Source organism: Chthoniobacterales bacterium, from assembly GCA_039930045.1.
Classification (GTDB): Bacteria; Verrucomicrobiota; Verrucomicrobiia; order Chthoniobacterales; family DASVRZ01; genus DASVRZ01.
This window is the reverse complement of sequence record JBDSQB010000002.1, coordinates 71,214-95,554: the sequence shown is the minus strand read 5'-3', so window position 1 is coordinate 95,554 and position 24,341 is coordinate 71,214. Positions and strand designations below refer to the sequence as shown.

The window sequence follows — 24,341 nt, the reverse complement described above, 5'->3', positions numbered from 1 at the left end:
CTAGCGGGTGAAGAAGTTTCGCTGCTTTTCGGAGATGGGGATGGCCAGTTTTTCCATGACCATGAGGAGGTCTTCCCAGACTTTGCGTTTCTCGCTGGTGGCCTGGTTCCGAAGCAAATACGCGGGGTGATAGGTGGGCAGGAGCGGGGTTCCTAACAAATGCAGCCACTGGCCGCGCAACTGGTTCATGGGTCGCGTTTCGCCGATGAGTCCCTCGACGGCTGTGAGGCCGAGGGCGACGATGACGCGCGGTCTAACAATGTCGATTTGCTCGAGCAAATACGGGAGGCACGTCGCCATTTCGATGGAAGTCGGCTTGCGGTTGCCGGGAGTATTGGGCGGCATGTTAGGACGGCACTTGACGACGTTGGCGATGTAAACGTCGTCGCGCTGGAGGCCCATGGCCTGGATCATTTTGGTGAGGAGCTGGCCGGCTTTGCCGACGAATGGTTCGCCTTGCAAATCCTCGTCCTCGCCCGGTGCTTCGCCGACGAACATGAGGTCGGCGTCGAGTTGGCCGACTCCGAAGACAACCTGGGTGCGGCTGGCGACGAGTTGGGGGCATTTCGTGCAGGGCAACGCGATGGCGCGGAGGGCTTCGATGCGTTCCTGTTTGCTGCCGGAGGTTAGGAAACTGTTGGCTGCCGAGGGGACGGTGGGAGCGGTCGGAGCGGTGGGAGCGGTGGGAGCGGTGGGAGCGGTGGTCGCGTGCTGGGGCTTCGTCTGGAGGAGTTTTTGCAGGAGCTCGGGGGCCGCGGAGGGGGCGCGATGAAGCAGGCGTTTTTGCGCGGTGAGTTGCTCGATGACGAGGTCGAGGCCGGAGTTAAACGGGGTCATAGCTGGAGAAATCGAGGGAGAGGTTAGCGAAATCCGGCGGGAGGTCAGCGCAAAATTCCATGAGTCGATTGGAAGTCGGATGGGTGAAACCGAGTTTCCAGGAATGCAACATCTGTCGCGGAAAACCGTCGCCGGCGCGTCCGTAAACGGCATCGCCAGCGAGCGGATGGCCGAGGTGTTTCATGTGGACGCGAATCTGGTGGGTGCGTCCGGTGAGCAGACGGCATTCAACGAGGGTGAGGCGCCCGAGCGGCGGCGGTAGCGGGGAAATGACGCCGTAAAGCGTCTGCGAGGCGCGGCCTTTTTCCTCCGCGACAACGGCCATTTTCTTTCGGTCAACCGGGTGACGGGAAATCGGGGCGTCGATGAGACCGCGGAGTTTTTTGGGCATTCCATGGACGATGGCGAGGTAGCGTTTTGTCGTTTCGCGCTGGGCAAATTGCTCCGAGAGGGCGCGGTGGGCGATGTCGTTTTTGGCAACAACGAGGCAGCCGCTGGTGTCTTTATCGAGCCGGTGGACGATGCCCGGCCTCTCGACGCCGCCGATGCCGCTGAGGCTGTCGCAATGGTGGAGGAGCGCGTTGACGAGCGTGCCGGATTCGTTGCCCGCGCCGGGATGGACGACGAGGCCGGGTGGCTTGTTGAGGACGATGAGGTCGGCGTCTTCAAAGAGGATCGTGAGCGGGATATCCTCGGCGGCGACTTCCGATGGAATGGCCGGTGGCTCGGCGATGCGAATGCGGTCGCCCGCAGCGACGGGGTGCCGGGGTTTGACCTTTTCCTCGTTCACCAGAATGGCGCCGTCCTCGATCAACGTCTTGGCTCGCGACCGCGAAAACTCCGGGGCGATCTGCGCGACGACGGCATCGAGGCGCGACCCGGCGTGTGTCGCGGAGACGGTGTGCAGGGTGATGGTGGCGGCGTTCATGGTTTTTTACAGAAAGTTGCAACTCGGCTGTGCCGACGGTGCGTTTTCTGCTAGTAAATAGTTCAGTTTGCGGATTTCACCGCTGGCTGATAACCTCCCACACACTATGTCCCCCGCAGACGAAGAATCCAGAATTCTCGATCCGTGCCCGAATTGCACGACCCTGATCGACGTGACGGCGATGGAGCCGTTCTCCGAAATTCATTGTCCGATCTGCGGGACGAAGATGCGGATTCGCACGCAGTTTAATAATTTCGCTTTGCAAAGAGTCCTTGGTGAAGGCGGCATGGGTACGGTCTTCGAGGCGATCGACCTGAATCTGCAGCGTCCGGTGGCAGTAAAAATCCTGAAGCGGGAATACAGCGCCGACGAGGCGAGCATTACCCAACTGGAAACCGAGGCGCGCATCACGGCGTCGATCAGCCATCCGCATGTGGTGAAGGTTTTTTCCGCCGGACGGGATCACGGGCAGTTTTATCTGGCGATGGAATTGGTCGCGAAAGGCACGCTGGATCAACTGATGGCGCTGCAAGGCCAGGTCGCGGAAATGCAGGTGCTCGATGTGGGCATCCAGATTGCCGACGGGCTGAATGCGGCAGCGAAAATCGGGTTGATTCATCGCGACGTGAAGCCGGGTAACATTCTTTTTTCCGATGCGCGCACGGCCAAGGTGGTGGACTTCGGCCTTGCCATCCTGATGGAAGACGAGGCCAAGACGCGCGGCGAAATCTGGGGCACGCCCTACTATGTGGCACCGGAAAAGTTGAACAACGAGCCAGAGGATTTCCGCAGCGATATTTACAGCCTCGGCGGCACGCTTTTCCACGCGCTCTCGGGGCGTCCGCCCTTCGAGGCAGCGTCGGCGTCGCTGGTGGCGTTGAAGCATTTGAAGAGCCAGGCGGTGAGCCTCCAGGCGTTCGCGCCAAATGTGAGCAATGAGACGGCCTACGTCATCAACCGGATGTTGAACAAGGACCCGCTGGAGCGTTACCAATCCTACGAGGAACTGATCGAGCACCTGAACTACGCGAAGGCGCAGTTGCTGGATCGCACGGCCAACGGCGTGAAACCGAAGACGCGAGTCGTGGTCGAATCGGACGAGACGAAAAGTTTCACCGCCTGGATTACGCTCGGACTGGTCGTTCTCATGATCGGCATGGGCGCTTACATCTGGATGAAACGCGCCACGCTTTTCGCCGGACCCGATGCGCCGCTGCCCAGCGCCACGGGGATCGTCCCCACGCCGGCAAACGACAGCGAGGCCTACAAGGAAGGGCTGGAGTTGCTGGTGAAAGGCCAGGCGGACGACGCGATCACGTTGTTCGATCAATTCATTACCGCGCCCGACTCGCCGCAGCCACGCCTGAGCTGGGCCATGCTCCAGAAAGGGATTGCACTCCAGCTAAACGGCCGCCTCGACGACGCCCGGAGTCTCTATGCCGACTTGCAAAAGAAAGGCCCCTACTCGCAGGAAAGCAGCGAAGTCCGGCTCGCGGGGTTCTTTGTGGAAACGGCCAAGCAGATGAAGGAGAAAAACGGGATTTCATCCGTGGTCGCGACCGCCTACGACAACACCAATTACGAGGCGATGGCGTTGCTGGCTTTCGCGATGAAAGACTGGTCGCTGGGGGATTTTGCCAACGCAGGCCCGCTCTTGCAGCAGTTCAAGGACGGCAAACTCGACGACCAATATCAGTGGATCGCCGACTACAAACCTCTCGTGGATAAGTATCTGGCCGACTACAAACTTTACACTGCGGTTGCAGCCAAAGTCGCCTCAGCCAAGACTCCCGCCGACAAGGCTTCCGCGCTGAAGGCCGTGCAGGAAGGCAGTGGAAAACTCGGCACGAGCGGACCGATGCCCGAGCAATTTCAAAAATGGGAAACCAGTCTTTCCCAGGATCTCGGGATGGCCAAAAAACAGGCGGACGAGGCCGCCGTCAGCAACGCCCAGAAGATGCTCGCCAGCGAGACGGCTCAGTGGGACGCGCTCTCCCGAAAAGTGCTCCAGCCGATTCGCAATTTCACTCCCGAAGTGGTGCTGGCCGAGGTGAAGAACGCCACCTACACCAACGAATCTCTGGCCACCAAAAAGAACATGCTGCTTCAGCGCATGGAACTGCTGGCGGAGTTAAAAAGCAAGCTCGTCGCCGGCCTGCAAACCACGAAATACGAATGGCCCATCACCAGCCGCAGCGGCGCAGTCATTCCTGGAAAAGTGGCCCGGGCCAGTGTGGAAAATCTCTACATTAAATCCGACTACGGCGAGACCACCGTGGCTTGGAAAGACGTGAGCACGCGTTCCGTGATGGACATGGCGCAGAAGTCCGCGGCCGACTCCAACCCGGATCACAAAAAATGGCTCGTCGGGGTTTACGCCACGCTTTGCGGCAACGAAGCCGAGGGCAAGCAAATCCTGATCGACGCCGCCCAGTCCGATGCGACTCTGCGCGATAATCTCGCGGTCTTTTTCGACCAGGCGAAATAGCTAGTAGCGGCCCAGCAGCCCGGCATACCAGCGGACGAGTTCCGGTCCGGCAAAAATCCAGGCGAGCGCACCGACGGCGAGATATGGGCCGAAGGGAATCTTCGCCGACCATTCGCGCCGCCCGATCAGCATGGAACCCACGCCCAGAATCGAGCCGCAGACCGCCGCGACTGGCACGGTGAATAGCACCGCCTGCCAGCCGAGAAACGCTCCGATGGCTGCGATAAATTTCACATCGCCGAAGCCCATGGCCTCGCGCGGAATGACGATTTTCGAGACGAGCCCCGAGACCATCGTGATCTCCGAGAGCGCGCTTTTTTCCCCGGCGACTTCCATTCGATCGTGGAAGAAGACGAGTTCCAATGCACTCACCGGCTGGTCGTTCACGGCGGCTTTTTCTACGGTCAGAATCATCCGGTCCGACTCGCGGGCAAAGAGGTCGATCCAGGGCATTGATTCATCGCCAACGGTGAGCACGGGCTGGTCCTCGACCTGTTTGACGTGGAACTCCGTGTCGGCGGGAAAGGTGAGTTTTTTCCGTCCAAAAGCGAGCTTGCCCAGCTCGACCACACTCCAGAGCAGGAAGTAACCAGTCGCCGCGCCTGCAACCGACCAGAGCAGCGACTGCCATCGAGAATCGACTTGCATCATGCTCGGAAAAATCCCGCTGAGAACAACGCCTGCAACCACTCCGCCCCAAGTGATTTCGTTCGGGATGATGAAAAATTCCAAGTCGATGAAAGTCGCCACGACTAACACGGAAGCTAGTATCCAGTAGGGCAGCAGTAGGGGCAGTTGAAAGAGCGGTTCCAGTCTCCAGTAAATCGCCAGAAACAGGCCGCCGGTGAGACATTCCACCCCCAGATAGCGCGGCGAGATCGGCACTCCGCAGTAGCCGCATTTCCCCCGCAGCCAGAGCCAGCTAACTATCGGCAGATTGTGATACCATTTGATCTGCGTTTTGCAGTTCGGGCAGAAGGAACGCTTGGGCTGGTTCACCGCCATGTCGCGCGGCATCCGGTAAATGCAGACGTTTAGAAAGGAGCCAATCATCGAGCCCAGAATGAACGAGAAGACTTGGAAAATAAGCGAATACCATTCGGCGGGCACGGGCTCAGTGAACCCGCTCCGCCGCCGAGCGTCAATCCCGGTCTTGCACCGCTCGCGGTGTTGCTTACGATGGGCTGCATGATGCAAAATCCAGCCGGTTTGCGCCGCGAATACGCCCTTGCCGGACTCCGCCGCGCCGATCTGTCGGAGAGTCCGTTTGATCAATTCACGACGTGGTTCGGCATCGCCGTGGCGCAGGCCGCGGGCGAGCCAAATGCGATGACGCTCGCGACCGCAGATAGCGATGGAACTCCCGCCGCGCGCACGGTTTTGCTGAAGAGCTTCGATGATCGCGGGTTCTGTTTTTTCACGAATTACGAGAGCCGGAAAGGCCGCGAGCTGAGGGAAAACCCACGCGCCTGCCTGACGTTTTTCTGGCAAAACCTGGAGCGTCAGGTGGTCATCGCGGGCGCGGTCGAACGCGTCTCGCGCGAGGAAACGCTCACCTATTTTCACAGCCGTCCGCGCGGCAGCCAGCTCGGCGCGCTTGTTTCCAGCCAGAGCGCAGTCATTCCTGATCGCGATTATCTGGAGAAACGGCTGGAGCAGTTGGAAAAACACACCGCTGGCACCGAGATTCCGCTGCCAGAAAACTGGGGCGGTTTCCGGGTTGTGCCGGTGCGGTTCGAGTTTTGGCAGGGCCGCCCGAACCGGCTCCACGACCGTTTCCAATACACTCTGACTGAACGAATCTGGCAGATCGACCGTCTCAGCCCCTAACTTTATGCGCCGCTCACTCATTCCCGCTTTTTTTTCCACCCTCATCCTGGCGCACGCTCAGACTGCTTTCGATCCAGCGAACATCGACCCCGCCACCAAGCCTTGTGAGAATTTTTTCCAATACGCCAACGGCACCTGGCTGAAAAACAATCCCATTCCCGGCCAGTATTCGACTTGGGGCAGCTTCATCGAGTTGGTCGAGGACAACAACCTGAAACTCAAAACCATCCTCGAGGAAGCCTCTGCCGACAGCGCCGCGCCTGAGGGTTCGGTGCGGAAGAAAATCGGCGATTTCTATGCGAGTGGCATGGATGTCGAGGCGGTAAACAAGGCGGGTGTGACTCCGCTGCAACCCGAGTTTGATCGCATTGCGGCGCTCGCTTCGACGAAGGAATTGCCCGCGTTGCTGGCGCATTTGCACGACCTCGGAGTCGGGGCCGGGTTTGGCTTTTTTGCCGATCAGGACGCGAAGGACAGCAGCCGCGTAATTGCCCAATTTTACCAGGGCGGCCTCGGACTTCCCGACCGCGATTACTATCTAAAGACGGACGACGCCTCGAAGAAAATCCGCGAGCAATACGTCGAGCACGTCGCGAAAATGTTCACCCTGCTCGGCGATAAACCCGACGCCGCCAAGACCGAGGCCGACACCGTGCTCGCCTTTGAAACCCAACTCGCCGAGGCCTCCATGACGAAGGTCGAGCAGCGCGATCCGCAGGCGGTTTACCATAAAATGACGCTCACCGAAGTGTCCGCGCTCACGCCCACATTCGACCAGAAGTCGTATCTCGTCGGACGCGGTCTCGGTGATCCCGGCGACTTCTGCGTCGGCCAGCCCGACTTCCTGAAAAAGTTCGACGCCATGCTCACGTCCGTCTCGCTGGAGAACTGGAAAACCTACCTGCGCTGGCAGTTGCTCACCGATAACGCGGGCGAGCTGAGCGACCCGTTTGTCGATGAGAACTTCCACTTCTTCGGCACGATTCTCAACGGCACGAAAGAACTCAAACCCCGCTGGAAACGCGTTCTCGCCGCCACCGACGGCGCTCTCGGCGAAGCCACCGGCCAGCTTTTTGTGGAGAAATATTTCCCGCCCGAAGCCAAGCAGCGCATCCTCGACCTCGTTGCCTCCCTCCGCGCCACGCTCCGCACCCGCATCGACGGCCTCGCCTGGATGGGCGACGACACGAAAAAAGCCGCCCTGCACAAGCTCGATAAATTTACCGTCAAGATGGGTTACCCCGACAAGTGGCGCGACTATTCCACCCTCCAGATCGACCGGAAAAGCTACGTGCTCAACACCCTGCGCGCCGCCCAATTCGAGATCCATCGCAATCTCGCCAAGATCGGCAAACCCGTGGATCGCGACGAGTGGCTCATGACCCCGCAAACGGTCAATGCCTACTACAATCCCGCGCTCAACGAGATCGTTTTCCCGGCGGGCATCCTCCAGCCGCCCTTCTTCAGCGCGAAATCGGACGACGCCATCAACTTCGGCGGCATCGGCGCGGTCATCGGCCACGAAATGACTCACGGCTTCGACGACCAAGGGCGGCAGTTCGACGCCGATGGCAACCTGAAGGAATGGTGGACCGAGGCTGACAAAAAAGCCTTTAACGAGCGCGCGCAGAAAGTGGTCGATCAATACGGCAACTACACCGCCATCGACGAGTTAAAGCTCAACGGCCAGCTCACCCAGGGCGAAAACATCGCCGACATCGGCGGCGTCCGCATCGCCTGGACCGCCCTTCAGGAAAAGTGGGCCAAGGAAGGCAAACCCGCGCCCATCGACGGCTTCACCCCCGAGCAACGCTTCTTCCTCGGCTGGGCGCAAGTCTGGCGGTCGAACATTCGCAAGGAAGCCCTCCGCATGCGCGTCCTCACCGACCCGCACAGCCCCGCGATCCACCGCGTGAACGGCGTCGTGGCCAACATGCCCGAGTTTTTCCAAGCCTTCGGCTGCGACGCCAGCAGCCCCATGGCGAGAAAAGACACCGACCGAGCCGCGATCTGGTAGGCTTGGGTCGTCGTTTTATCCTGCGCAGGTCAGACGACGAGGCTCTCGCTATGCCTCTCCAGGATTTTCGCCATATACTCCATCAGCTCCACATCCAACTGTGAGACCTGGCTGAGCTTGTAATCGAAATGGCAGATCGTTCCAAACATTTTGCCATCGCTGTTTAAAAGAGGGACTCCGCAATACGACTGCACGGTTTCCTGCTTCGGATGGTCTGCAGGCGCTCGAAATGGAAGGTGTCGCCGCTCATCGTGTGCGGAGTTTCCAAGGCCAAGGCGAATAAACCTGGCTTCGGGAACGAGGGGAGACCTAGCTAGTGGTCACTCGCACTTTTACCGCTTCGTCTGACGTTTTTTGGCAATGTCGTAAGCCTCGGCAATCATCGGGCGCAAAGTCTCGAACGTCTCCGCAGACAGATTCAGCACACAGATGAAATGCTGCGCTGCGTAATCTGGGTGAGGCATGATCGTGTCCAGCGCGGTGAAATCGTAGCCGCTCACATCCACCGCATTCGGGCCGAAAAGCGATTGGAAAGTCTGCTTGCCGACACCCACATTCAGACGAAAAACCCCCGGACGGTCGAGGTTCGAGACGCGGTCATATTCATTGTCAGAGGACGCGAGCGTCGCAAACGGTCGCTTGTGGTCCGCTCCATAGAAAAAGAAGGTGTAACCAAAATTCGAGGCCGTCTCGACCTTGGTAAAACTTTCCGTGATGATCTGCTCGATGGAGGCTGCATTCATGCCGGAAAACTAGCACGCCTTGTGTAGGAGAGGGGCCGTGCCTTTTATTTTGAGATGCACTTTCATTGTCCTGCTATTTGGCAGCTTTACAAAGTTTTCAGCAGAAACTGGCGGCCATAGTTCGCCAAGGCGCGGCGGGAGATGGCGCGACAGGCGACTTGCACTAACATCGCGCGAATTTCTTTGCGGGGGACTTTGATTCGATTCTGCGGCGGGGTGGTTCCTAACATAGCCAACGTGCGCAGGCCGATGAGCACGGGCAGGGCGCAGGCGAAGCGCAGCCGCCACCAGCGCAGGGCGAGCACGTAGCGCCAGCCGTTTTCTAACAATATGTTAGCACGCTGCCGCCATTGGTCGTAGTCGGACGGGATGTAACTCCGCCCGTTTTTTTCGTCCTCGGGGTAGTCGCGCAGGATGTTGACGAGCTGGAGGCCCTTGCCGAAGTCGGCCCCGAGCTGGATCATTTCGGCGTCGGGCAGGGTGGCGTAGTGCTTCAGTTTTCGCAGACCGAGGCGGGTCCAAAATTCGCCGACGCAGCCGGCCACGAGCCAGGTGTAACGCTCCAGGGCTGCGGCATCGGCGAGGCGCGGGGTTAGCAAATCCTCCTCCTGGCCTATGGTGATCTGGTCGAGCACCCAGCGCACGTCGGCGTGATCGGCGGGCTCGAGCGATTGATAGTCGGCGAGGATTTCGACGAGATGGGTGAGGAGAATTTTCTCAGCGGAGTTCGATTGCAGTGGGGCGACTTCGATTCCCATGCGAGCCGAGTCTTCGAGAGGTTTTTCTCCGAGAATGATGGAGCGCAGCAGACGCAAATGCCGCAGCCGATCCAGCATCGGAATGGAACTCGTATCGGCGATGGTGTCGGTGGCGCGGGCCAGCAAATACGCGGTGCGAATCGGCTGCCTCAACGCCTTCGGCAAGGCGCGAATGGTTAGATAAAACGAGCGCGAGACGGACTCGAGTAGCACGTTTTTCTCCAGCTCGGTTTGCATCAGGGCAGCATCCTCACCTCGGATTTGCCTGCGTTGCCGAGGCCCATTTCGCGGGCGCTTTGCAGGTAGCTCGCGTCGGCGGCATTGGGGCGCATCCGGGCGCGGACTCGCCATTTATCGATCTGCTGGAGAGCCGCCGTGTCGAGCGCGACCGGGTCGCGGCTGGCGTAAATCGTGGCGTGATGAATGGCGTAATTGGGCTGGAACTCTGGTCCGCCAGCGAACTGCGCGATGAGGCCGTCCATGATGGTTAGCACGACTTTGTTAGTCACGAGCGGATCGCTGTAAATCTCGGGAATCGCGGGATCGGATTGCGCGAAGCCGGTGGTGAAGCGGCGCCAGTTGTCGATGTTAGGAATGGTCATGTTATACAACGCGCAGGCCAGGCCGCAGGAGGCGTGCGCACTGAGCACGGGAAGGTTGATGACCTTGTCCACTTCGCTGACTAATACCGAGGCGAAGTGACTGTTAGAACTGAGGTTGTCCTTTGGTTTTTCATTAGGGTCTAACTCGAATGTGGAGTAGCGCCGGGTGAAGTCGAGGTCGCCCCAGATGAGTTGACCTAACACCGAGCTAACATAGATGCTTTTCGGCGCGTAGGCCTTGCCGGGATACGACCAGCGGACTTTGTAGCTGGCGTTGTCGCGGTAGCCGGATTGTTTGAGGTCGTCGGCGCTGCGATCCCAGAGAATGATGTTAGTCACCCCGGCCTGATGCAACCCACTAACAACGGCATCGACAACGGCGTGATGCGTGGCGAAATACTGCTGCCCGGTAGCGGAAATTTTCAGCCCGACGCGATCCGAGGGCTTCACCAGCGAACTCCACGCGGCGGCGATGCTGGGCTGTTTGGTGACGGCCATGACGACGCGATCCACGGCGGATTTCACCTGCGCGTCGTCAGTTTCGTAGCTGGTGATCATTCCCGAATCGTGGACAGCGACGACTTCGCCAACAGGCACCTCGGGGAGCGCCATGGGAGTCGGTTCGGGCTCTGGTTTTTGCGGATCGAGTTGCGCGCAGGCGGTGGCGGCGAGCAGGAGGAAAACGAGTCCGATGCGCATGAGGTGCGCGCAGCCTAGCATGGAACTCGGGCGCTTGCTCAAGTTTGAGGAAGGGGGCGGGTTGCAGTGCAATCAGACGTCCAGTTTGGGCTGGTTTTTCGATGGGCTAACAGGTTCCCTTGTGCTGTTACGTGAAGGCTAAAAATATCAAAGATCCCATTTCGCCTGTTGCCGCCGCGAGTCCGCAAAAAATGCCACGTCGCCGTATTTTGAAGAAACCGCTGGCGCAGTTGCTGGCATGGGCGGCGTTCAATGCCTTTTTTACGGGCGCTTCCGTGGCCCTCTTTGCATTCTGGAGAGACGGACCGGTTTTTCTCTCGGCCTCGTGCCTCAGCTTCTTGCTCGGCGCGTGGCTGGTGGCTTTGTTGCCGCTTTTCGTGTTTGCGCCGGGCCGATTCTGGAGTGCCGCGTGGTGCGCGGTCGGGGGCGCGCTCGCCGGGGGAATAATGATTCTGCTCTGGGGCTACAGCCATCCAGAAATGGGCGACCGGCAGATGTTGGCCATTCCGGCGGCGGTGATGGGCGGATTGACCTGTCTGCTGGGAGCCAAATTTCGCTATCGTCTGCGCCAGGAATTGCAGGGCAAATGTCGCCGGCGCGCTCGCAACCAGATTATTGCCTGACCTGGCCGGTGCCGCGGATCTGGTATTTGTAGGTGGTGAGTTCTTCCAGACCCATCGGACCGCGGGCGTGGAGCTTGTCGGTGCTGATGCCGATCTCGGCTCCGAAACCAAACTCGCCTCCATCGTTGAACCGCGTGCTGGCGTTCCAGAAAACCGTCGCGCTGTCCACGGCGTTGAGGAATTGCTCAGCGCGCGCCTCGTTGTTGGTGACGATGCTATCGCTGTGGTGCGAGCCGTATTTCTCGATGTGCTCGATGGCGTCTTCCAAGTTGTCCACGATGCGGACGTTGAGGATGAGGTCGAGGTGTTCGGTGCGGAAATCCTGCTCGGTGGCCTCGCGCAATTGCGGGTAATCCACGGCGCTGAATCCACTGTAACTCCGCTCGTCGGCGCGGACTTCGACGTGGTTGAGGGCGAGTTCGCGGGCAATGATGGGGAGGAAAACGGGGGCCGCCGCGCTGTGAATGAGGACGGTCTCGACGGCGTTGCAGACTCCGGGGCGCTGGCATTTGCCGTTGATGATGATGTCGCGGGCCATGAGGTGATTGACGTTGGCATCGACATAGACGTGGCAGATGCCGTCGTAATGTTTGATGACGGGCATCCGGGCGTGCTGGACGACGGCTTCGATGAGGCCCTTGCCGCCTCGGGGAATGATGACGTCGAGATACTGGTTCATCGCGGCCATGATGCGGACACCGTCGCGGTCGGTCTTCGGCACAAGTAAAATAGAATCGGCTGGAAGTCCGCTCTGTTGCAGGCCGGTCTGGAGGGCGGTGGCGATCGCGAGATTCGAGTGAATCGCCTCGGAGCCGCCCCGGAGCAGGGTGGCGTTGCCGGTTTTCAGACAGAGAATGGCGGCGTCGCTGGTGACGTTGGGGCGGGATTCGTAAATGATGCCGATGACGCCGATGGGCACGCGGACTTTGCTGATGCGGATGCCGTTGGGGCGTTCCCACTCAGCGATGAGCGCGCCGGTGGGGTCGGACAGGCCGGCGACGCTGCGAATGCCCTCGGCCATTTTCGCGAGGCGGTCGTGGTCGAGCCGGAGCCGGTCGAGCATGGCAGCGGAGAGTCCATTGGCACTCGCATGAGAAAGATCGGTGGCGTTGGCCGCGAGAATGGCGTCGCTCTGGGCGAGAACGGCATGGGCCATGGCGAGCAGGGCGGAGTTTTTCTGCTCGGTGGTGGCCTGGGCGAGAATGCGCGAAGCGGCTTTGGCGCGCTGGCCGAGGCTGTGGATTTCTTCTTCGAGAGTCATGGCGCTTTATTTACCACGAAGGCACGAAGACACGAAGAAAAGTTGAGACGAAAGGGAGGCTTAACTTTTCCCCGCTGTGACGCGAGTTCCAATCGACTCACCGGCGACGATGCGACCGATGCTGGCGGGTTTGCGTCCGTTGGCGATGACGACCTGGATGCCAGTGCTGGCGGCGTGGGCGGCGGCCTGGAGTTTGCTTTTCATGCCGCCGACGCTGAAACGCCCTTTTTCGTCGCGGACGAGTTCGCCAGCCTCGGAGAGATCGCTGACCAGTGGGACGACGGTGCCTGTTTTTTCATCCATCAAGCCGTCCACGCTGGTCAGGAGGATGAGCATGTCGGCCCCAGCCAGAATCGCGACTTCGGCGGAGAGCCGGTCGTTGTCGCCGAAACGGAGTTCCTCGACGGCGACCGAGTCGTTTTCGTTGATGATGGGGATGACATTTCCGCAGGTAAACAGGCGGTCGAGTGTATTCCGGGCGTTGGAATAACGGGCGCGACTGTCGATGTCCTGATGCGTGAGCAGGAGCTGGCCTACGTGCAGATCGTGCCGGGAAAAAAGTGATTCATAGACTTGCATCAGCCGCGATTGGCCGACCGCGGCGCAGGCTTGGATGGAAGGCAAATCCGTCGGACGCTCAGTGAATCCCAACGTCGCGAGACCGGCCGCGACCGCCGCGCTGGACACCACGCAGACTTCGTGGCCGAGTCGAATCAAACTCGAAATCTCGTCGGCGAGCGCCTGCATTTGCGGAAGATCGAGCGCCATGCCGTCCGGGAGCGCAAGAATGCCGGTGCCAAACTTCAGGATGATGCGTTTTTTACGTGGAGACATGGGCGGCCAGCATTTCATCGGGAGGCGTGGGTGTAAAGTTTTGGCTGTCGCGGATTGGAAGCTAATAAGTCAGCTCGAGGTGTTGGGTAACGGTTTAATCATTCATTTTACCAAATTCTTGACGCATACTTGAGAATTACCTATAAATTGCCCAACTCCTTAAACCTATGAAACCCATCCTGATTCCTCTCACCTTCTGCATTCTCCTCACCAGTTCCGTGGCTGCGTTGGCCTCGGCTCCCGATCTCGATCACGACGGCATTCCGAATATCTCCGATCTGGACATCGACAATGATGGCATTCCCAATCGACTCGACCGCAACGTCGATGGTGGGTTTTGCCGCAAAGGTCCGCTTCGGGGCCACTACATTGGCGATCATCTCAACAACGGCAGCGCCGCTGAGAAGGACATCGACGCAGATCGTTTGAAAGACGACGCGCTCGCCGAAAAAGACATGGACGGCGACCACCTGGCGGATGATTCCACCCGCGAACACGACATTGACGGCGATGGCATCGACGACCAGACCGACACTGACATCGACGGTGACGGCCACGAAAACGGTGACGATAACGATATCGATGGTGACGGCCGCGGAAATGGCACAGACGACGATATCGATGGCGATGGTCATGAAAACGGCGATGACAATGACATTGATGGTGACGGTCACGACAACGCCGACGATGACGACATGGACGGCGATGGACTGGCCAACAGTGATGACAATGAAAGTCACGGCCACGGCGGCGAGCCCGGCGACATTTAATCTGAGCCCTCGCTTTCGCTTGGTAGCCATTGACAACCGGTTCCTCATCGAATCGATTGTCCACGCATGAAACTCCTCCTGCCCGCCGTTTTTCTGGGCGGACTCGCGCTCGGCTGGCTCGGCGGCTCGCTCACCTCCAGCCATCCCACGGCGGCTCCTGTCGTGGCGTCGTCCTCTCATTCCTCCACAACGTCCGCCAACGCTCCGGCGGAAGCGCCCACGCCCGAGGCCCGTTTTCAGGTTGCTGATCCGAAAGGAAACCCTAAAACCGGCGACAGCCTCACCGACGCCCTGCAAATCGTTGAGGAAGACGCCCGCAACACCGCCTTGCGCGCCTACGCCGAAAGCCTCGCCGGCAGCGATCTTCAGAAAGCATTGGAACTCACCTCGCAGATCGGCAGCATGGCGGATCGCACAGTTTATCTTTCCGCCGTCATTAAAACGTGGGTCCGCAAAGATCCGCAGGCCGCGCTTAAATACACCGCCGCGCTTCCCGCCGGCAGCCTGCGCACGGAATGTCTCTCCACCGGATTGGAAGACTGGGCCACGGCGCACCCGCAGGACGCCCTCACTTGGGCGCAAAATAATCTCGACGGTCCACTGAAAGTCGAGGGCCTCACCGCCGCATTGAAAGCCTGGTCCACCCTTTCGCCGCAGGACGCCGCCAACTGGGTTCGCAGCGCCCGGCTAGGCACCGCCACTGGCAACGCCCTCGAAACCATCGCCACAGCCTGGACCAATATCGATCCCGCCGCCGCCGCGCAATGGGCGGAAGGCCTCCCGCAGAGTCAGAAGGCCGCCGTTCTCCTCGCCGTCACTCAGGAATGGTGCCGCCAGTCACCTGCCGCCGCCGCCACTTGGGTTGGACAACATTTGAACTCGCCCGGCAGCGGCGAACTCATCAACCAGGTCGTAGATGCCTGGGCCTCCGACGATCCGGCGGCAGCCTCGGTATGGGTCAATTCATTGCCCAAAGGCGAGTCGCAGTCGAATGCCGCCAGCGCTCTCGCCAGCATCTGGGGCGCGTCCGATATTCAAGCCGCCACGAAATGGGTCGGCCAGATTTCGAATCCCGAGGTTCGCCAGAGCGCCGTGCTCGAACTCGCGCAGACTTGGGGCGGCATCGAACCCGAAAAAGCCCTCCGCTGGGTCGCCACATTGCCCGATCCGAAAACTCGCGACGAAGCCTTCACCAACACGCTCAATTCCTGGGCTGCGACCGACAGCGATGGACTCACCAAATGGGTGCAGCAACAGGCACCGGGCAGCGCACCCAGCGATTTGGGCCGCGAGGCCTTGAGCGATCAATTTGCCGAAACCGACCCCGCGCAAGCCTTGCAATGGGCGACAACGATCAGCAATTCCGACAAATCGCAGGAGCAGATCACGACCATTTACGACAACTGGAAAACGGACAGCCCGGCCAAAGCCGCCGCGTGGCTGCAAAAATCCACGCTTCCAGCCGACTTCAAGCAACGGCTCCAGAAGTAACGCGCGAGTCGGATTTATCGGGAGCGCACGCGTTTACCTCGGTGGGAAAATATTGGCGAGGCGATCTGACGGTTCGCGTGCTCCAGCGGACGTCTCGTCCGATGACGGAACCCAACCCTTTCGCGAGACGCAAAAGGGAACACGCGGGACGCGTGCGCTCCCGGAAACTTTTCCATCCGAGTCAGGGCGCGATTGCTGCTCATCTCACTCCTGTGAAACTCCTCATCTTCGTCGGACTCAACATCGGCGGCTATCTCGGCTGGGCCGCCGCCGAGCCGTGGGGACTCACATGGGCCTTCGCCATCAGCTCCATTGGGAGTCTCATCGGAGTCTATGCGGGCTGGTGGCTGGCCCGGCGTTTGGGGAAATAGAAAAACCGTCATTTTCCGAAGACCGACCGGCGCTCATTCGCATCCAACTCGCGCCACTTTCCAGCAGCGAGATCGCCGAGCGGAAACGAGCCGACTTGCACTCGAATCAGCCGCAGCGTCGGGTGCCCAATCGCTGCCGTCATTTTGCGCACCTGACGATTCCGCCCTTCGATCAACGTGAGCGCGATCCAGATGTCGGCGACGTTTTTCCGAAACCGCACTGGCGGATCGCGCGGGGCAACGAGCGGTTGAGGCTCCAAAATTTCAACTTGGCATGGACGCGATTTTTTCCCATCGAAGACGACGCCCAGCCGCAGTTGCGCGAGCGATTTCTCGCCGGGCACCCGCTCAACCAGCGCATGATACGTCCGCGGATGCGCTGCCTGCGGATCGAGCAGACGCGAGTTGAGTCCCGCTTCGTCGGAGAGCAAAAGCAGACCCTCGCTATCGGCATCGAGCCGCCCGAGCGGATAGACATTTTTCGGAAACCCGAAGTCGGCCAACGTTCGATTGGAACTCCCATCAGCGGTGAACTGGCTGAGCACGCCAAAGGGTTTGTGAAAGGCGAGGAGCATTGACGGGGCGAGGGGAAGGCGGGATGGTCGGCGCGATGAGGTATGGCATTTTTGCGGCGGTGTTGTCGCTCTTTTTGGGCGGGAAAATGGCGGCTGCGGAGCGTTTTCCTTTTTCGCGACATCAGGAATATGCGGCTGGAACGATTCGGCCTGCGCAGTTTTCCCAGGAACGGCAGGATGCGGATGTGGCGCGGTATTACGACCGTTGGAAGGGCGATTTTCTGGTTCGCGAAAACACAGGGAGTCGCATTGCATTCGGCAAATCGGGCTCCGAGCACCGGCGGACGGTGTCGGAAGGGCAGGGATACGGGTTGATTATTGTCGCGCTGATGGCGGGTCATGACCCGGAGGCGCGGGAGATTTTTGATGCGCTGTGGAAGTTTTCCCGGGCGCATCCGAGTCACATCGAAACGCGTCTGATGGCTTGGGAAGTGCCGGGCGAATCGGGCGACAGTGCGTTTGATGGCGACATGGATATTGCCTACGGATTGCTCCTGGCCGACCGGCAATGGGGCAGCGAGGGCACCATGAATTATCGGGCGGAAGCGCTGCGGGTGATCGCCGGAATCCTGGCGGCGGAAATCGGCCCGGAGAGTCATTTGCCGATGCTGGGCGATTGGGTGCGGGGCAGCAAATACACGCAATGGCAGACGCGGCCCAGTGACTTCGCACCGGGGCATTTCCGGGCGTTTAGGCGGGCCGCAGGCGACTCGCATTGGGATGAAGTTGTGCAGGCGACTTCCCAGGTGATCGAAAATTTGCAGTCGAGTCGCAGTCCACTCACGGGATTGTTGCCCGATTTCGCGGTTCTGGATGCGGATGGCCGTGCAAGACCCGCGCCGCCGAAGTTTTTGGAGGCGAAAACCGACGGCGACTATTCTTACAATGCGTGCCGCATTCCCTGGCGATTGGCGACGGATGCGTTGCTCAATGGCGATGTGCGTTCCAAGGAAACCGCTGGGAAGCTGTCGCTCTGGATCGAGAAATCTGCGTCGGGCGAGCCGGAGAAAATTCGCGCCGGCTACCATCTCAATGGAACTCAGCTGAAGGGAGGCAACTATTTTACCGGGGCTTTTGCCGCGCCATTCGGGGTGGCGGCGATGCTGAATCCCTCGCAACAGGCCTGGCTCGACCGGCTATATGCGGCGGTGTGCGCGCGGCACGAAGGTTACTATGAGGATACGGTGACGTTATTGAGTTTGCTGGTGATGACCGGCCATTTCTGGGACCCGACGACGATGAAGTGAAAAGTTTTTGCGAAAGGGGCGATTTTCCATTTGCAAAAGGCCCCGAGTCCGACGATAAACCCAGTCCCGCAAAAACGGGAACCGCAGGAGAGTCACCTCAATCAACTGACAAACGACTCGTCCGAACTGCCAAAAATTATGCAAAAAAATCGTTCCAAACGCTACAAAGCCGCTCTCGCTCTCGTCAACAAGGACAAGACTTACTCGCTCGAAGAAGCAGTGCAGAGCCTCAAGAAATTTGAACCCGTGAAGTTTGACCAAACGGTGACTCTTTCCCTTCGACTCGGAGTCGATCCCCGTCAGTCCGACCAAATGGTTCGCGGCACCTGCCCGCTGCCTCATGGCTCTGGCAAACTGGTCCGCGTGCTCGTTTTCGCGGAAGGTTCCGCAGCCGAAGCCGCTCGTGAAGCCGGCGCCGAATACGTCGGATTCAAGGACATGATCGAGAAGTGCGTCGGTGGTTTCCAAGATTTCGATGTCGCCATCGCCACTCCAGCCGCCATGGCGGAAGTCCGCAAACTCGGCAAAGTCCTCGGGCCTCGCGGTCTGATGCCCAACCCGAAGACCGGCACTGTGACCGACGACACTGCGAAAGCAATTCGTGAGGTCAAGGCGGGCCGCGTGGAGTTCAAACTCGACAAGAACGGCAACGTCGCTGTTCCCGTTGGCAAATTTTCCTTCAATGAAGCGCAACTCGTCGAAAACGGCAAAGCGGTCATTGACGCAATCGTCAAGGCGCGTCCATCGGCGGCCAAGGGCAAGTTTGTGGATAACATCGCGCTCGCCGCGACCATGACTCCCGGCATCAAAGTGGACGCCTCTCCGTTCCTGAAACACTAACGCGTCTCCACCTACTAACATTTCTATTCAACTCGTATGAGACTCGAAAAAAAATCCATCGTTGCCGACCTCTCGAAGTCGCTCAACGCCTCGCCTTTCCTCCTGGTTACTGATTACACCGGCCTCCGCGTTCATCAGTTTTCCGAACTCCGCAACCGGCTCGCCGGTGTTGGCGCCCAGTGCCACGTCGTCAAAAATTCATTCCTGAAGAAGTCCGCGACCGAACTCGGTTATCCCGATTTCAGCGACTCGCTCGCTGGCCAGACGGCTATCGTCACGGGTGAATCCGACGTTTGCGCCGCTGCGAAAGTCCTTAAGTCCTTCACCGCGGAATTCCAGAAGCCAGTCGTCAAGATGGGCGTTCTGGACAACGCGCTGCTTTCCGCCGACGAAGTTAAATCGCTGGCCGATCTTCCTTCCAAGGACGTTCTCCGCGCCACACTCCTCGGGGTGTTGCTTGCGCCAGCCAGCAAACTCGTTCGCACGCTCAACGAGCCAGCCGCCAGCCTCGCCCGTTTGCTTGCCGCCAAGGCGAAGCAGGACAGCGAAAACGCTCCGGCTCCCGAAGTTGCCGCAGAGGTTCCCGCAGTCGAAGCCAGCGCTCCCTCCGAGGAAGCTGCGCCTGCTGCCGAGGCAGCGCCTGAGGCCGAAGCTCCCGCAGCGTAATCGAACTCGAATCAAAATTTTTGCGGTTTGTCGAAAGTCGGACCGCATTCACCAAAGCAAACAACAACCAAACAAAGGGTTCCTCGGCGGACCAGCGGCTGCTGGTCTTAATCGACTCAAAGCTTTGAGACTCACCGATACCGTTAGAAAAAAATAGTTATGGCAGATACCAGTGCATTAGTAGAACAACTCAGCGGCCTGACCGTTCTTGAAGTTGCCGACCTCGTTAAATCCCTCGAAGAGAAGTGGGGCGTTTCCGCCGCAGCTCCTGTCGCCGCCGCCGCTCCTGCAGCGGGTGGTGCAGCCGCCGCGGCCGTGGAAGAGAAGACCACCTTCGACGTGATCCTCAAGGAAATCGGCGCCAACAAGATCGGCGTCATCAAGGAAGTTCGTGCTTCCGTGGCCGGCCTCGGTCTCGCTGAAGCGAAAGCCCTCGTTGAATCCGCTCCCAAGGCGATCAAGGAAGGTGTCACCAAAGAAGAAGCTGAAGAGATCAAAAAGAAGATCGAAGCAGCCGGCGCCAAGGTCGAGATCAAGTAATTCCCTTCGTAGCACGGCGATGGGAGTTTCATTCCCATCGCCGTCTGCGATCCGATGTTGGGCCTCTTATAAAAATAGAGCTCGTTCAGCATCCCTCACGGCGAGGTTTATCTTTGTTCCCAGTCGGCAAAGAGACCTTGCAGTGATTTGTTAGTCGTCCGTTATTAGACTGCCCGCGAAAGAGCCACATTTTAACTTCGGATTCATTTCCTAATCTAAAATCCAGCCACAAGGTATCCCTCGATTTGACAGAGGTTTGCTTTGGGGCTATTTCTGTCTCCCGCTTTTTCTCGGAATTCACTTCCAATTTGTCAAACCTCACCCATCTCGCCGGTCAGCGAGTGGCTGAACAGTAACCCAGACCGACCGCACAGCTATGTCAGAAAGAATCTACTTCGGCAAACTCAAAGAAGCGATCGAACCACCCAATTTGATTGAGGTGCAGCTAAATTCCTATGTGGAATTTTTGCAAAAAGACGTTCCGCCCAGCAAACGCAAAAACACCGGACTTCAATCCGTTTTCAAGGAGGTTTTTCCCATCCAGAGCTATGACGACAAGATCGTCCTGGACTTTGCCAGCTATGAAATTGGCGAACCCAAGCTGACTTCCATGGAGTCGCAGCGCGAGAGTCAGACTTTCAGCGCGCCACTCCACGTCACCTTCCAGCTCAAGGAAGAAAAAGCCGTCAAGGAGGAGAAAGTTTACATGGGCGAAATTCCGCTCATGACCTTGCAGGGCACTTTCGTGATCAACGGCGCTGAACGTGTTGTGGTTTCGCAGTTGCACCGCTCTCCGGGCATCGCCTTTGAATCGACCGTTCACTTGAACGGCAAATTGCTGCACAGCTTCCGCATCATTCCTGATCGCGGCTCCTGGCTGGAAGTGCAATACGACACAAGCGACTTGCTCTATATCTATCTTGACCGCCGCAAGCGTCGCCGGAAGTTTTTGGCCACCACGTTCCTGCGTGCCCTCGGCTACGGCTCCGATGAGGAGATCATCAAGTTGTTTTATGATGTCGAGAAACTCGCCATCAATGACCAGCTTGAAGATGAAGAGTTGACCACCAAGGTTCTCACCGCCGATGTGCGTGACGGGGAAATCACGGTGGCTCGCGCCTTCGAGCCGCTCACTGTGGCCACGATTCGCCAGATTCTTTCCCTCGGCATCACTGAAATCGAAGTTGTCGATATCAAAAAGGACGACTCGATCATCAAGGCGCTCAAGAAAGATCCCGCGCATGACGAGGAAGAGGCGCTCAAAGACATTTATCGCAAACTCCGCCCTGGCGATCCACCCACGGCAGCGAACGCCCGCGGCTTGCTCAAACGTTTGTTCTTTGATCCAAAAAAATACGATCTAGGTCGGGTCGGACGTTACAAGATCAACCAAAAGCTCGGCATCAACGTCGATCTCAGCGAGCGCTGCATGACGAAGGAAGACTTCGTCGCGGCGATGAAATATCTCATTCTCCTGCGCAACAACGAAGGCGTCCTCGACGACATCGATCACTTGGGCAGCCGTCGCGTTCGCACTGTCGGCGAATTGCTTGCCAACCAGTGCCGCGTGGGTCTGGCCCGCACGGAGCGTCTCGTTAAAGAGCGCATGACGTTGTTCGACGTGAACATTGAGGGCATGACCCCTCAAAAGCTGATCAACCCGAAAGCTCTGAGCGCGGTTATTCGCGACTTTTTCGGTCGCAGCCAGCTCTCGCAGTTCATGGATCAGACGAATCCTCTCGCTGAGTTGACTCACAAGCGCCGTCTGTCGGCTCTCGGGCCAGGCGGCTTGAGCCGAGATCGCGCCGGATTTGAAGTCCGCGACGTGCATCCCTCGCACTACGGTCGTATTTGTCCGATTGAAACGCCCGAAGGTCCAAACATTGGTCTCATCAGCTCGATGTCCACCTTTGCGCAGATCAACGATTTCGGCTTCATCGAAACGCCTTATCGCAAGGTTGTGGACGGTCGCGTGACTGACCAAATCGATTATCTCACCGGCGACCGTGAGGAAAACTATCTCGTCGCCCAAGCCAATTCACCTGTGGATGACAAAGGGAACTTTACCGCGCCGACTGTCTCGATCCGTTATCGTGGCGACTTCCTCGAAGTCGAGCCTGCGAAGGTTCACTACATGGACGTTTCCCCGAAACAACTCGTTTCCGTAGCTGCCGGTCTGATTCCGTTCCTCGAACATGATGATGCGAACCGCGCCTTGATGGGCTCGAACATGCAGCGTCAAGGCGTTCCTCTGATCGTTTCCGAGGCGCCGCTTGTCGGCACGGGCATGGAAGGCAAAGTCGCCCGTGATTCGCGTGCGGTCATTGTGGCTGAAGCCGATGGCGTCGCTGCCTCTGTCACTGGCGATCAGATCATCATCACTCCTGACGGCAAAATTCCGGACTCCAAGCGTAAGCTGAAGACTGATGTCGCCAACGGTGTTTATGTCTATGAACTCCGCAAATACATGCGTTCCAACGCGGGCACTTGCGTGAATCAGCGTCCGATCATCAAGAAGGGTCAGACCATCAAGAAAAACATGGTCATCGCCGACGGTCCGAACACCGACAAAGGCGAGCTCGCCCTTGGTCGCAACGTGCTCGTCGCGTTCATGCCTTGGAATGGCTATAACTTCGAAGATGCCATCATGATCTCGGAGAAAGTCGTGAAAGAGGACATCTACACCTCGATTCACATCGACGAATTCGACATCGGTGCACGCGACACGAAGCTCGGACCCGAAGAAATCACCCGGGATATCCCGAACGTCTCCGAGGAAGCCTTGCGCAACCTTGGACCAGACGGCGTCATTCGCATCGGAGCCGAAGTGAAGCCCGGCGATATCCTCGTTGGTAAAATCACTCCGAAATCCGAAACCGAACTTGCCCCTGAAGAACGCCTCCTGCGCGCCATCTTCGGCGAAAAAGCAGCCGACGTGAAAGACACCTCGCTGACCGTTCCATCCGGAACCTATGGCATCGTGATGGACGTGAAAATGTCCTCCCGCAAGGAAATCACTCGCTCGAAAGTCACGCCTTCCGAAGCGAAGCGTCAGGCTAAAACCATCGACGACGACTATCGCAAGAAGAAAGACGAACTGACCGAGGAACTCACCGAGTCGCTTTCCAACGTCCTCTTGGGTGAAAAAATTCCGCTCGACGTGGTCAACGCTGAAACCGGCGAGATCATCATTCCTGCGAACCGAAAGATCACCAAAACCCTCCTGCGCAAGCTGGCTGGTGTTTATGATCATATCGACATCGATCCGAGCCCGATCCGCAACAAGATCCGCGAGATTATTTCTTCCTTCGAGCCGAAGTTCCAGGAACTCGAACTCGAAAAAGAGCGCTCGATGGATCGCGTTGAAAGCGGCGACGACATCGACCCTGGTATCATTAAGGAAGTCAAAGTCTTCATCGCCAGCAAGCGCAAGCTCTCGGTCGGTGACAAGATGGCCGGTCGCCACGGAAACAAGGGCGTTGTCGCTCGGATCGTTCCCGAGGAAGACATGCCGTTCCTAGCTGACGGAACTCCGGTCGAAATCGTGCTCAACCCGCTGGGCGTGCCTTCTCGCATGAACGTCGGACAGGTGCTCGAAACTCACCTCGGCGTTGCCGCCAAGGCGCTCGGATTCACCGTTGCGACCCCGGTTTTCGACGGTATTGACGAACTCAAAATCCGCGAATACCTCCGCCAAGCCGAGAAAGTCGAAGGCTTTACTTGGACCAACGAAAACGGCAAATCCGATCTGTATGACGGACGCACCGGCGACAAGTTCGATCAACGCGTCGTGGTGGGTTACATCTATATGTTGAAGCTCGGCCACTTGGTCGCGGATAAAATCCACGCCCGTGCCGTCGGACCTTACTCGCTCGTCACCCAGCAACCGCTCGGTGGTAAAGCGCAATACGGCGGCCAGCGTTTCGGTGAGATGGAAGTCTGGGCGCTCCAAGCCTACGGCGCCGCCTACACCTTGCAGGAATTGCTCACCGTTAAATCGGATGACGTTCAAGGACGCACCCGGATTTACGAATCCATCGTCAAAGGCGACAACTCGCTCGAAGCCGGCACGCCGGAATCCTTCAACGTGCTCGTCAAAGAAATGCAGAGCCTCTGCCTCGACTTCAAAGTCGGCGGCAAAGCGCCCGGCCAGACGGAGTTACTCGCTTCCTAATTGGAGGCGAGACTCCCAGTTTTCCACACGCCAGTTACCAGATAAAA

The 24,341-nt window shown here is 58.6% G+C and carries 21 protein-coding genes; 12 read left to right on the top strand and 9 right to left on the bottom strand.

Going from position 1 to position 24,341, the window contains the following annotated elements; all coding sequences use genetic code 11:
- Both ABIT76_00645 and ABIT76_00640 read right to left on the bottom strand, forming a co-directional pair.
- Positions 1 to 837, bottom strand: a complete 837-nt coding sequence (locus ABIT76_00645; GenBank protein ID MEO7931643.1) for a uracil-DNA glycosylase — start codon at positions 835 to 837, stop codon at positions 1 to 3.
- Entirely contained in the window at positions 824 to 1,765 is a 942-nt protein-coding gene (locus ABIT76_00640) for an RluA family pseudouridine synthase (protein MEO7931642.1), read from the bottom strand. Before ABIT76_00640 ends, ABIT76_00645 begins: the two co-directional genes overlap by 14 nt.
- Positions 1,766 to 1,871: 106 nt before the next feature.
- On the opposite strand from ABIT76_00640, the gene ABIT76_00635 reads away from it, so the two are divergent.
- Entirely contained in the window at positions 1,872 to 4,253 is a 2,382-nt protein-coding gene (locus ABIT76_00635) for a protein kinase (protein MEO7931641.1), read from the top strand.
- Here ABIT76_00635 and ABIT76_00630 read toward each other — a convergent pair whose 3' ends face one another.
- Positions 4,254 to 5,363, bottom strand: a complete 1,110-nt coding sequence (locus ABIT76_00630; protein ID MEO7931640.1) for a prepilin peptidase — start codon at positions 5,361 to 5,363, stop codon at positions 4,254 to 4,256.
- Between the two features lie 78 nt (positions 5,364 to 5,441).
- On the opposite strand from ABIT76_00630, the gene pdxH reads away from it, so the two are divergent.
- Complete coding sequence (gene pdxH, locus ABIT76_00625; GenBank protein MEO7931639.1) at positions 5,442 to 6,083, top strand: pyridoxamine 5'-phosphate oxidase; 642 nt, start codon at positions 5,442 to 5,444, stop codon at positions 6,081 to 6,083.
- A gap of 4 nt (positions 6,084 to 6,087) precedes the next feature.
- Positions 6,088 to 8,100: a M13 family metallopeptidase gene (locus ABIT76_00620; protein MEO7931638.1), complete on the top strand. Its 2,013-nt coding sequence runs from the start codon at positions 6,088 to 6,090 to the stop codon at positions 8,098 to 8,100.
- Between the two features lie 332 nt (positions 8,101 to 8,432).
- On the opposite strand, the gene ABIT76_00615 is transcribed toward ABIT76_00620, so the two are convergent.
- From ABIT76_00615 to ABIT76_00605, 3 genes are all read right to left on the bottom strand, one after another.
- Positions 8,433 to 8,843: a DUF6194 family protein gene (locus ABIT76_00615; protein MEO7931637.1), complete on the bottom strand. Its 411-nt coding sequence runs from the start codon at positions 8,841 to 8,843 to the stop codon at positions 8,433 to 8,435.
- A gap of 86 nt (positions 8,844 to 8,929) precedes the next feature.
- Positions 8,930 to 9,814 carry a squalene/phytoene synthase family protein gene (locus ABIT76_00610; GenBank protein ID MEO7931636.1) on the bottom strand — a complete coding sequence of 295 codons (885 nt, stop codon included), beginning with the start codon at positions 9,812 to 9,814 and terminating at the stop codon, positions 8,930 to 8,932.
- Positions 9,815 to 9,837: 23 nt separating this feature from the next.
- The gene (locus tag ABIT76_00605) at positions 9,838 to 10,944 is read right to left on the bottom strand and encodes a DUF362 domain-containing protein (protein MEO7931635.1); all 1,107 of its coding nucleotides are present in this window, start codon (positions 10,942 to 10,944) and stop codon (positions 9,838 to 9,840) included.
- A 149-nt stretch (positions 10,945 to 11,093) separates the two neighbouring features.
- Between ABIT76_00605 and ABIT76_00600 the strand changes: the two genes are divergently transcribed.
- Positions 11,094 to 11,525, top strand: coding sequence for a hypothetical protein (locus ABIT76_00600; GenBank protein ID MEO7931634.1), 432 nt, complete (start codon positions 11,094 to 11,096; stop codon positions 11,523 to 11,525).
- Here the strand turns inward: ABIT76_00600 and ABIT76_00595 are convergent.
- Positions 11,515 to 12,786 (bottom strand): glutamate-5-semialdehyde dehydrogenase, encoded by a 1,272-nt coding sequence (locus ABIT76_00595; GenBank protein MEO7931633.1) that lies wholly within the window; start codon positions 12,784 to 12,786, stop codon positions 11,515 to 11,517. The genes ABIT76_00600 and ABIT76_00595 overlap by 11 nt on opposite strands.
- Before the next feature lie 60 nt (positions 12,787 to 12,846).
- A complete protein-coding gene (gene proB, locus ABIT76_00590) occupies positions 12,847 to 13,620 on the bottom strand; it encodes a glutamate 5-kinase (protein MEO7931632.1) in 774 nt (257 codons plus the stop codon).
- A 167-nt stretch (positions 13,621 to 13,787) separates the two neighbouring features.
- Between proB and ABIT76_00585 the strand changes: the two genes are divergently transcribed.
- The 3 genes from ABIT76_00585 (at position 13,788) to ABIT76_00575 (ending at position 16,252) form a co-directional block, all read left to right on the top strand.
- A complete protein-coding gene (locus ABIT76_00585) occupies positions 13,788 to 14,390 on the top strand; it encodes a hypothetical protein (protein MEO7931631.1) in 603 nt (200 codons plus the stop codon).
- Between the two features lie 66 nt (positions 14,391 to 14,456).
- Complete coding sequence (locus tag ABIT76_00580; protein MEO7931630.1) at positions 14,457 to 15,881, top strand: hypothetical protein; 1,425 nt, start codon at positions 14,457 to 14,459, stop codon at positions 15,879 to 15,881.
- Between the two features lie 212 nt (positions 15,882 to 16,093).
- Positions 16,094 to 16,252 (top strand): hypothetical protein, encoded by a 159-nt coding sequence (locus ABIT76_00575; GenBank protein MEO7931629.1) that lies wholly within the window; start codon positions 16,094 to 16,096, stop codon positions 16,250 to 16,252.
- Positions 16,253 to 16,260: 8 nt separating this feature from the next.
- Here ABIT76_00575 and ABIT76_00570 read toward each other — a convergent pair whose 3' ends face one another.
- Positions 16,261 to 16,827, bottom strand: coding sequence for a pseudouridine synthase (locus ABIT76_00570; GenBank protein MEO7931628.1), 567 nt, complete (start codon positions 16,825 to 16,827; stop codon positions 16,261 to 16,263).
- Positions 16,828 to 16,862: 35 nt separating this feature from the next.
- Here ABIT76_00570 and ABIT76_00565 point away from each other — a divergent pair, with 35 nt between their 5' ends.
- From ABIT76_00565 to rpoB, 5 genes are all read left to right on the top strand, one after another.
- Positions 16,863 to 18,074 carry a glycosyl hydrolase family 8 gene (locus ABIT76_00565; GenBank protein ID MEO7931627.1) on the top strand — a complete coding sequence of 404 codons (1,212 nt, stop codon included), beginning with the start codon at positions 16,863 to 16,865 and terminating at the stop codon, positions 18,072 to 18,074.
- A 138-nt stretch (positions 18,075 to 18,212) separates the two neighbouring features.
- Positions 18,213 to 18,914 (top strand): 50S ribosomal protein L1, encoded by a 702-nt coding sequence (gene rplA / locus ABIT76_00560; protein ID MEO7931626.1) that lies wholly within the window; start codon positions 18,213 to 18,215, stop codon positions 18,912 to 18,914.
- Between the two features lie 36 nt (positions 18,915 to 18,950).
- Positions 18,951 to 19,580, top strand: coding sequence for a 50S ribosomal protein L10 (gene rplJ / locus ABIT76_00555; GenBank protein ID MEO7931625.1), 630 nt, complete (start codon positions 18,951 to 18,953; stop codon positions 19,578 to 19,580).
- A 159-nt stretch (positions 19,581 to 19,739) separates the two neighbouring features.
- Entirely contained in the window at positions 19,740 to 20,120 is a 381-nt protein-coding gene (rplL, locus tag ABIT76_00550; protein ID MEO7931624.1) for a 50S ribosomal protein L7/L12, read from the top strand.
- Positions 20,121 to 20,496: 376 nt separating this feature from the next.
- Positions 20,497 to 24,294 carry a DNA-directed RNA polymerase subunit beta gene (gene rpoB, locus ABIT76_00545; protein MEO7931623.1) on the top strand — a complete coding sequence of 1,266 codons (3,798 nt, stop codon included), beginning with the start codon at positions 20,497 to 20,499 and terminating at the stop codon, positions 24,292 to 24,294.
- Positions 24,295 to 24,341: the final 47 nt, after the last annotated feature.

Bases quoted from the DNA above. Each gene is read 5' to 3' on its own strand.
- ABIT76_00635 (MEO7931641.1), top strand. From the start codon at position 1,872: ATGTCCCCCGCAGACGAAGAATCCAGAATTCTCGATCCGTGCCCGAAT.
- ABIT76_00595 (MEO7931633.1), bottom strand. From the start codon at position 12,786: ATGACTCTCGAAGAAGAAATCCACAGCCTCGGCCAGCGCGCCAAAGCC.
- rplA (MEO7931626.1), top strand. From the start codon at position 18,213: ATGCAAAAAAATCGTTCCAAACGCTACAAAGCCGCTCTCGCTCTCGTC.
- ABIT76_00620 (MEO7931638.1), top strand. From the start codon at position 6,088: ATGCGCCGCTCACTCATTCCCGCTTTTTTTTCCACCCTCATCCTGGCG.
- rplJ (MEO7931625.1), top strand. From the start codon at position 18,951: ATGAGACTCGAAAAAAAATCCATCGTTGCCGACCTCTCGAAGTCGCTC.
- proB (MEO7931632.1), bottom strand. From the start codon at position 13,620: ATGTCTCCACGTAAAAAACGCATCATCCTGAAGTTTGGCACCGGCATT.
- rpoB (MEO7931623.1), top strand. From the start codon at position 20,497: ATGTCAGAAAGAATCTACTTCGGCAAACTCAAAGAAGCGATCGAACCA.
- pdxH (MEO7931639.1), top strand. From the start codon at position 5,442: ATGATGCAAAATCCAGCCGGTTTGCGCCGCGAATACGCCCTTGCCGGA.
- ABIT76_00570 (MEO7931628.1), bottom strand. From the start codon at position 16,827: ATGCTCCTCGCCTTTCACAAACCCTTTGGCGTGCTCAGCCAGTTCACC.
- ABIT76_00640 (MEO7931642.1), bottom strand. From the start codon at position 1,765: ATGAACGCCGCCACCATCACCCTGCACACCGTCTCCGCGACACACGCC.
- rplL (MEO7931624.1), top strand. From the start codon at position 19,740: ATGGCAGATACCAGTGCATTAGTAGAACAACTCAGCGGCCTGACCGTT.
- ABIT76_00585 (MEO7931631.1), top strand. From the start codon at position 13,788: ATGAAACCCATCCTGATTCCTCTCACCTTCTGCATTCTCCTCACCAGT.
- ABIT76_00580 (MEO7931630.1), top strand. From the start codon at position 14,457: ATGAAACTCCTCCTGCCCGCCGTTTTTCTGGGCGGACTCGCGCTCGGC.
- ABIT76_00615 (MEO7931637.1), bottom strand. From the start codon at position 8,843: ATGAATGCAGCCTCCATCGAGCAGATCATCACGGAAAGTTTTACCAAG.
- ABIT76_00645 (MEO7931643.1), bottom strand. From the start codon at position 837: ATGACCCCGTTTAACTCCGGCCTCGACCTCGTCATCGAGCAACTCACC.
- ABIT76_00600 (MEO7931634.1), top strand. From the start codon at position 11,094: ATGCCACGTCGCCGTATTTTGAAGAAACCGCTGGCGCAGTTGCTGGCA.
- ABIT76_00565 (MEO7931627.1), top strand. From the start codon at position 16,863: ATGAGGTATGGCATTTTTGCGGCGGTGTTGTCGCTCTTTTTGGGCGGG.